The sequence below is a fragment of the Streptacidiphilus neutrinimicus genome, from assembly GCF_000787815.1.
Lineage (GTDB): Bacteria > Actinomycetota > Actinomycetes > Streptomycetales > Streptomycetaceae > Streptacidiphilus > Streptacidiphilus neutrinimicus.
Genome location: NZ_BBPO01000004.1, coordinates 186,410 through 194,216, shown reverse-complemented (window position 1 = coordinate 194,216; position 7,807 = coordinate 186,410). Strand labels below are relative to the sequence as shown.

The 7,807-nt window shown below is 71.3% G+C and carries 7 protein-coding genes; 4 read left to right on the top strand and 3 right to left on the bottom strand.

Going from position 1 to position 7,807, the window contains the following annotated elements; genetic code table 11:
* Positions 1-10: 10 nt before the first annotated feature.
* From TR48_RS05205 to TR48_RS05195, 3 genes are all read right to left on the bottom strand, one after another.
* A complete protein-coding gene (locus TR48_RS05205; protein WP_042364652.1) occupies positions 11-1,327 on the bottom strand; it encodes an ABC transporter substrate-binding protein in 1,317 nt (438 codons plus the stop codon).
* A 301-nt stretch (positions 1,328-1,628) separates the two neighbouring features.
* Positions 1,629-2,105, bottom strand: coding sequence for a GNAT family N-acetyltransferase (locus TR48_RS05200; RefSeq protein ID WP_042364651.1), 477 nt, complete (start codon positions 2,103-2,105; stop codon positions 1,629-1,631).
* Positions 2,106-2,114: 9 nt separating this feature from the next.
* Positions 2,115-2,744, bottom strand: a complete 630-nt coding sequence (locus TR48_RS05195; RefSeq protein ID WP_042364650.1) for a TetR/AcrR family transcriptional regulator — start codon at positions 2,742-2,744, stop codon at positions 2,115-2,117.
* Positions 2,745-2,938: 194 nt separating this feature from the next.
* Here TR48_RS05195 and TR48_RS05190 point away from each other — a divergent pair, with 194 nt between their 5' ends.
* From TR48_RS05190 to TR48_RS05175, 4 genes are all read left to right on the top strand, one after another.
* Entirely contained in the window at positions 2,939-4,105 is a 1,167-nt protein-coding gene (locus TR48_RS05190) for an acyl-CoA dehydrogenase family protein (protein WP_042364649.1), read from the top strand.
* Between the two features lie 78 nt (positions 4,106-4,183).
* The gene (locus TR48_RS05185) at positions 4,184-5,371 is read left to right on the top strand and encodes an acetyl-CoA C-acyltransferase (protein ID WP_042364648.1); all 1,188 of its coding nucleotides are present in this window, start codon (positions 4,184-4,186) and stop codon (positions 5,369-5,371) included.
* A gap of 75 nt (positions 5,372-5,446) precedes the next feature.
* On the top strand, positions 5,447-6,205 hold the full coding sequence (locus TR48_RS05180) for a beta-ketoacyl-ACP reductase (RefSeq protein WP_042364647.1): 759 nt from the start codon (positions 5,447-5,449) through the stop codon (positions 6,203-6,205).
* Positions 6,202-7,749 carry a long-chain-fatty-acid--CoA ligase gene (locus TR48_RS05175; protein WP_042364646.1) on the top strand — a complete coding sequence of 516 codons (1,548 nt, stop codon included), beginning with the start codon at positions 6,202-6,204 and terminating at the stop codon, positions 7,747-7,749. Before TR48_RS05180 ends, TR48_RS05175 begins: the two co-directional genes overlap by 4 nt.
* Positions 7,750-7,807: the final 58 nt, after the last annotated feature.

The window sequence follows — 7,807 nt, the reverse complement described above, 5'->3', positions numbered from 1 at the left end:
GGGTTCGAGGTCAGCCTTCGGTCGCATAGATGGCCGTCTTCTGCCGCTGGATGGAGTTGCACAGCCCGTCGACGTCGCTCGGGTTGTTGAGGAAGGTCTGCAGCGCCTGGATCATCACGGTGGAGACGAAGTCCGGGCGGCAGTCGCGGTCCATGAACTGCGAGATGCTCTTGGCCGTGGAGACGAGCTTGGCGCCGGACTGCTGAAGCGGCGAGTAACCCGTGGTGACGACCGAGGAGTTGACGCCCAGTTCGGTCGGGTCGATGGACAGGTAGTCGTTCTCGGCCTTCGCGGTGCCGAGGAAGCCGAGCAACTTCTTGGCGGCGGTCACGTTCTTGGCCTTGCGCGACAGCAGGAAGCCGTCGATGGGCGCCTCGACGGCGTCCTGGCCGTTGGCCGGGTCGATCGCCGGGTAGGCGAAGAAGTCGAGGTCGGACACGTCCGTGCCGAACTGCTGGCCGAGGAACATGCCGAGGGTCATCATGCCGGTCTTCTTCTGCTGCAGGGCCTGCGCGGACTCCTGCCAGGTGAGCCCGAGCGCGCCCTGCTGGTAGTAGGGCAGCAGTTCGCGCCAGGTGTCGAAGACCTTCTTCACCTTCGGGTCCGACCAGTCCTCGTGACCGCCCATCAGCGACTTGTGGAAGTCGTAGCCGTTGAGTCGCATGTTGATGTAGTCGAACGTCCCCATGGCCGGCCAGCCGTCCTTGTCCGAGAAGGAGATGGGGACGAGGCCGTCCTTCTGCATCTGCTTGGCCAGGGAGATGTACTGGTCCCAGGTGGTGGGGAGCTGGTAGCCGTGCTGGGCGAAGACGGACTTCCGGTAGAAGACGGCCCATGGGTAGTAGTAGAGCGGGACGAAGTACTGCTTGCCGTCCAGGCCCGTGGACTGCGCCTTGATGGCGTCGGACATGCCGGTGAAGCCCGACCAGACGTCGCTGATGTCGCCGAGCAGGCCCTTCTGGGCGAAGTACTGCATGCGGTAACCGGCGAACCAGCCGAAGACGTCGTCCGGGTTGCCCTGGAGGTAGCGGTTGATGTTCTGCTGGAACGAGTTGTGGTCGACGGTGTTCGTCTTGACGGTGTAGCCGCTGCTGGTCTGGAAGTCGGCTATCGCCGTGGCGATGCCCTTCTTGGGCACCGGGTCCGACCAGTTGGAGCCGAGGGTGACGGTCTTTCCGCCTGCTCCTCCCGCGCCGGACCCGCTGGCGCAGGCGGCGAGGACGGAGGGAAGCGTGACAGCCCCGGCGCCGATCGCGGCGGCGCGCAGGACCGACCTTCTGGTGGGGCTGGTGCTGGTGGTGCGGTCGTGCGGTCCGGGCGTTGCCATGTCCCCTCCCGTGGGGTGCAAGTGCCGTACAAGAAACGCTAATGAACACACAAACGAACGTGAGCGTTCAGATACCACCAACAGCGTGACGCCCTGTCAAGGCCCCTGACGGGACAAAGTGGCAGCCCAGCACGGGGTTTACCGGCCACGGCGGGCATGTGCGGGGCCGGCCTCGGGGAAAGCGCTTCTGAGCGGGCCTTTGCGAGGTTGTTGGAGAATGTTGATTCAGGAGCCCGGCGGATAACGATTTGAACTCACCGAGAGTCAGCACCCCGGCGGGCCGGGGTACCGCGCCCGCCGGTCAGTCCTGGAGCCCCGAGAGCAGGATCGCGCCGACGACCTCGCCGTGAACCACCTCACCGGTGGGGCGGAAGCCGAGCTTCAGGTAGAACTTCTCCGGTCCGTGGTCGCCGGGCACCCACGACACGGTCGCCCGCGACTGGCCGCGTCGCCGCGCCTCGGCCAGTACCGCCGCCACCGCGAACCTGCCGTAACCGCGGCCCTGGTGGTCGGCCGCGATGTTCAGCCGCCAGATCCCGCAGCGGAACACCTCGACCGGGCTCTGCGGGTCGAACCCGGCCATCACGAAGCCCACGAGCGCGTCACCGTCGAAGACCAGCCGGGGCCAGGCGGTCTCCGGGTTCGCGTAGGCCTCGGCCAGCGACCAGGCCACCGGGGCCACCAGGTCCTGCTGGTCGGGGCGCACGTCCAGTCGGCAGGCGGCGGCGACGTTGTCCGGCGTGATCTTTTCCAGGCGGAGCGAGGAGGTCGAGGTCATCCGCCGAATCTACGCGCCGACGCGGGCGAAGCGGGCCTCCAGGCCGAGCAGGACCGAGTCCAGGCCGAGCTCGAACGCGCCCTCGTCCACGGCTCGCTGACGGTCGGCCAGCAGATGGGCCTGGCCGAGGTGGGGGTACTGGTCGGCGTAGAGGCCGGCGTCGTCGACGAACCCGCCGGCGAAGGAGCCCAGCGCCGAGCCGAAGACGAGGTAGCGCATGAGGGCGCCGATGCGCGTCGCGTCGCCGCTCGGCCAGCCGGCGTCGACCAGGGCCCCGAAGACGGCGTCGGCGAGCCTGAGCGCGTTGGGGCGGCGGCCGGGGCCGTGGGCGAGGACCGGCACCAGGTTGGGGTGCGCGGCGAGCGCGGCGCGGTAGGAGCGCGCCCAGGCGCGCAACGCGTCGGGCCAGGGGTCGCGGCCGAGCATGTCGAGGCGGACCTCGCCGACCACGGCGTCCACGACGGCGTCCAGCAGCGCGTCCTTGGTGGCGAAGTGGTGGTAGAGCGAGGGCCCGCTCACGCCGAGCTCCGCGGCCAGGCGGCGGGTGGAGAGCGCGTCCAGCCCCTCGTCGTCCACCAGGCGCAGCGCGGCCTCGACGATGCGCTCGTGGCTGAGCAGCGGGTTGCGCGGCCTGGCCATCGGGCTCCGGCCCTCCTCACCTGGGGGTCTGTGACGCGGGTCTGTGTCGTGCCGGTGACGCGGTCGGTCTCGCGCGTGCCGGGCGACGCACTTCCCCAAGCCTGCCGTATGGGGTTACGGTCTAAAAACTTGCAGTGCTAGTTTAACTGCCGTCACCGACGACCGCAGGGGCGCCACCAGCTAGGGGAGATGCCGTGAACCTGGAGCTCACCGAGGAACAGGCCGCCGTCCGCGAGCTGGCCGCCGACTTCGTCGACCGCGAGGTCGCCCCGCACGCCGCCGCCTGGGACCGGGCCGAGCAGGTCGACCGGGGCATCGTGAAGAAGCTCGGCGCGCTCGGTTTCCTGGGCCTGACCATCCCCGAGGAGTACGGCGGCTCGGGCGGTGACCACCTCTCCTACGTGCTGGTCACCGAGGAGCTGGGCCGCGGCGACTCCTCGGTGCGCGGGCTGCTCTCGGTCTCCCTCGGCCTGGTCGCGAAGTCGATCAACCACTGGGGCAGCGAGGAGCAGAAGCAGCGCTGGCTGCCGCGCCTGTGCGCGGGCGACGCGCTGGGCTGCTTCGCGCTCACCGAGCCCGGCACCGGGTCCGACGCGGGCAACCTCACCACCCGCGCCGTCCGCGACGGCGGGGAGTGGGTGATCAACGGCGCGAAGATGTTCATCACCAACGGCACCTGGGCCGAGGTCGCCCTGGTCTTCGCGCGCACCGGCGAGCCCGGCGATCCCGAGCAGGCGGGGCACAAGGGCGTCAGCGCCTTCCTCGTCCCCACCGACACCCCGGGGCTGACCCGCACCACCGTCCACGGCAAGCTGGGCCTGCGCGGCCAGCCGACGGCCGAGCTGGTCTTCGAGGACGTGCGGGTGCCCGCCGACGCCATGCTCGGCCCCGAGGGCAAGGGCTTCAACGTCGCCATGTCGGCGCTGGCCAAGGGCCGCATGTCGGTCGCCGCCGGATGCGTCGGCATCATCCAGGCCTCCCTGGACGCCGCCGTCGCCTACGCCACGCAGCGCGAGCAGTTCGCCAAGCCGATCGCCGCCCACCAACTGGTCCAGGAGATGCTCGCCGACATCAAGGTCGAGCTGGACGCCGCCCGGCTGCTGGTGTGGCGGGTCGCCGACCTGATCGAGCGCGGCGAGCCGTTCCAGACGGAGTCCTCGGTCGCCAAGCTCTACGCCTCCGAGGCGGCGGTCAAGGCCGCCAACACCGCGCTTCAGGTCTTCGGCGGCTACGGCTTCATCGACGAGTACCCCGTCGGCAAGTACGTCCGCGACGCCCGCGTGATGACCTTGTACGAGGGCACCAGCCAGATCCAGAAGCTCCTCATCGGCCGTGCCCTGACCGGCCTCAACGCCTTCTGACCTCTCCTCCTCCTTTCCACCCCTCTTCTCCGCACCACCCGTCTCCGCACCACCCGCCCCCCGCATAGGAGCCCGACGATGCGCCCCGTGTACTTCGCCGCCGCCAAGCGGACCCCGATCGGCCGTCTGCGCGGCGTGCTGTCCGGCGTCCGCCCCGACGACCTCGCCGCGACCGCGCTGCGCGCCGCGCTGGACGCCGTGCCCGCCCTGGACCCCGCCCGGATCGACGACGTCTACTGGGGCGCCGCCAACCAGGCCGGTGAGGACAACCGCAACATCGCCCGCATGGCGGTGCTGCTGGCCGGCGTGCCCGAGACCGTCCCCGGCGCGACGCTGAACCGGCTGTGCGCCTCCGGCCTGGAGGCCGTCACCACCGCCGCCCGCGCCATCGCGGCCGGTGAGGCGGACATCGTCGTCGCGGGCGGCTCGGAGTCGATGAGCCGCGCGCCGTTCGTGCTGCCCCGGGCCGAGGAGGCGCTGCCGCACGGCCAGGAGATCTTCGACACCAAGCTCGGGTGGCGGCTGACCAACCCGAGGATGAAGGAGCTGCACGGCCTGCTCTCCATGGGCGAGACCGCCGAGGAGGTCGCCGCCCGCTACGGCGTCAGCCGCGAGGACCAGGACGCCTTCGCGTTCCGCTCCCACCAGGCGGCCGCCGCCGCGCGCAAGGACGGGTTGTTCGACGCCGAGACGGTGCCGGTCACCCTCAAGGACGGCACCGTCGTCACCCAGGACGAGTCGATCCGCCCCGACACCAGCCTGGAGAAGCTCGCCACGCTCAAGGCCGTCTTCCGCCAAGGCGGCACGGTGACCGCGGGCAACGCCTCGCCGATGAACGACGGCGCGGCCGCGTTGGTGCTGTGCAGCGAGGAGGCGCTGGCGTCGCTGGACGTCGAGCCCCTGGGCCGCTACGTCGGCGGCGCGAGCGCGGGCGTCCACCCGGACGTCATGGGCATCGGCCCGGTCCCGGCTGTCCAGCGGGTGCTGGCCCGCACCGGCCGGACGCTGGAGTCGGTGCAGACGGCCGAGTTCAACGAGGCGTTCGCCGCGCAGGCACTGGCCTGTGTGCGCGAACTGGGCATCGACCCGGGCCTGGTGAACCCCCAGGGCGGCGCGATCGCGATCGGCCACCCGCTGGGCGCCTCCGGCGCGCGCATCCTCACCACCCTGCTGCACCGCATGGCCCGCACCGGCGAGAGCCGCGGCCTGGCCACCATGTGTGTCGGCGTCGGCCAGGGCACCGCCGTCCTCGTCGACCGCGACTGATCCTCCCTCCCCACCGACGCGACCTCCCCGCTTCGAACCTTCGCTGAACGCACCCAGTTGAGGAGCCTTCCGACCATGAGCCGTTTCACCGACCGCATCGCCGTCGTCACCGGCGCAGCCCAGGGCATCGGCGCCGCCACCGCGCAGCGCCTGGCTGAGGAGGGCGCGAGCGTCGCCGTCGTCGACCTGACCGCCGAGCGCGCGCAGGCCACCGTCGACGCGATCACCGCCAAGGGCGGCGTCGCCCGCGCCTACGGCTGCGACGTGACCGACTACGAGGCCGTCGAGGCCGTCTTCGCGCAGATCGCCGAGGACTTCGGCGCGATCCACATCCTGGTCAACAACGCCGGGATCACCCGCGACAACCTGTTCTTCAAGATGCCGAAGACCGACTGGGACGCCGTCATCACGGTCAACCTGACCAGTGTCTACAACTGCTCGCACGTGGCGCAGAAGTACATGTGCGCGCAGAAGTGGGGCAAGATCGTCTCGCTGTCCTCCCGCTCCGCGCTGGGCAACCGCGGCCAGGCCAACTACGCCGCCGCCAAGGCCGGCATCCAGGGCTTCACCGCGACCCTGGCGATCGAGCTGGGCCCGTTCAACATCAACGTCAACGCCGTCGCCCCCGGCTACATCGCCACCTCGATGACCGCCGCCACCGCCGAGCGCGTCGGCGCCTCCGCCGAGGACCACCAGGCGGAGGTCGCGGGACGCACCCCGCTGCGCCGCGTCGGGCAGCCGGAGGACATCGCGGCCGTGGTCGCGTTCCTCGCCTCCGAGGACGCCTCCTACGTCAGCGGCCAGACGCTGTACGTCAACGGCGGCGCCCGGTGACGACGCTGTCGCTCGCCTCCGTCCTCGCGGAGAACGCGCGGCGGCGTCCGGACCGGCTCGCGCTGGTCGAGGGCGAGACCCGGCTGAGCTTCGCGGAGCTCTGGCGGCAGGCGCTCGGCCAGGCCGCCGCGCTGGTCGAGCTCGGCGTCCGGCCCGGCGACCGGGTCGCCCTGATGGCGCCCAACGTCACCGAGTTCCCGCGCGCGTACTACGCGATCCTCGCGGCGGGCGGCGTGGTCGTGCCGGTGCACCTGCTGCTGACGGGCGAGGAGGTCGCGTACGTGCTGCGCGACTCCGGCGCGACGCTGCTGCTGGCGCACGCCGCGAACGCGCCCGTCGCGGTGGGCGCGGCGGCCGACGCCGGGGTGCCGCTGGTGACGCTGGGCCCGGCGGCGGAGGCGGAGGCCCCGGGCGCGCTGGGGCGGCTGGAGGACTTCGCGGCCCTGAAGCAGCCGCTGCCGCACTTCGTCAGCCGTTCGCCCGAGGATCCGGCCGTCGTCTTCTACACCAGCGGGACGACGGGGCAACCCAAGGGCGCGGTCCTGTCCCATCTGAACCTGGTGATGAACGCGACGGTCAACGCCTTCGACGCCAACCGTGTCGAGGCGGACGACGTGGTGCTCGGCTCGCTGCCGCTCTTCCACACCTTCGGGCAGACCGTCAGCATGAACTCCACCTGGCGCGCGGGGGCGGCGCTGGTGCTGCTGCCGCGCTTCCACGCCGGGCAGGCGATCGAGCTGATGCTGCGTGAGGGCGTCAACACCTTCCACGGCGTGCCGACGATGTACATCGCGCTGCTGGAGGCGGCCAAGGGCACGGACGGCCCGCTGCCCAGGCTGCGGCTGTGCATCTCGGGCGGCGCGTCCCTGCCGGTGCCGGTGCTGGAGCGGTTCAACGAGGCGTTCGACGCCAACGTCTTCGAGGGCTACGGCCTGTCGGAGACCTCGCCGACCGCGTCGGTGAACCAGCCCGACTTCGGCACCCGGGCCGGGACGGTCGGCCACCCGGTGTGGGGCGTGGACGTGGAGATCGCCCGGGCGGAGCTCGAGGAGAGCGTCGAGCTGCTGCCCGCGGGCGAGCTGGGCGAGGTGGTCGTGCGCGGCCACAACGTCTTCCAGGGCTACCTGAACCGCCCCGAGGCGACCGAACAGGCCCTGGTCGACGGCTGGTTCCGCACCGGCGACCTCGGCGTCAAGGACGCCGACGGCTTCGTCTCGATCGTGGACCGCAAGAAGGACGTCGTCATCCGCGGCGGCTTCAACGTCTACCCCCGCGAGGTCGAGGAGACGCTGCTGCGCCACCCCGCCGTCGCGGAGGCCGCCGTGATCGGCCTCCCCGACGAGACCCACGGCGAGGAGGTCTGCGCGGTCCTGGTGCTGGACCCGGCCTACTCCCCCGCCCCGTCGGCGCAGGACATCGTCGACTGGTCCAAGGAGCACCTGGCCAAGCACAAGTACCCGCGCCGGGTGGAGTTCACCGACTCCTACCCGCTCGGGCCGAGCCACAAGGTGCTGAAGCGGGAGCTGCGCGCCCGGTACGGTTGACGCCAGGTCAGGCCGGCGAGGCGGCGACTGTGACCCAGTCGCCGCCCCGCCTGCCGGC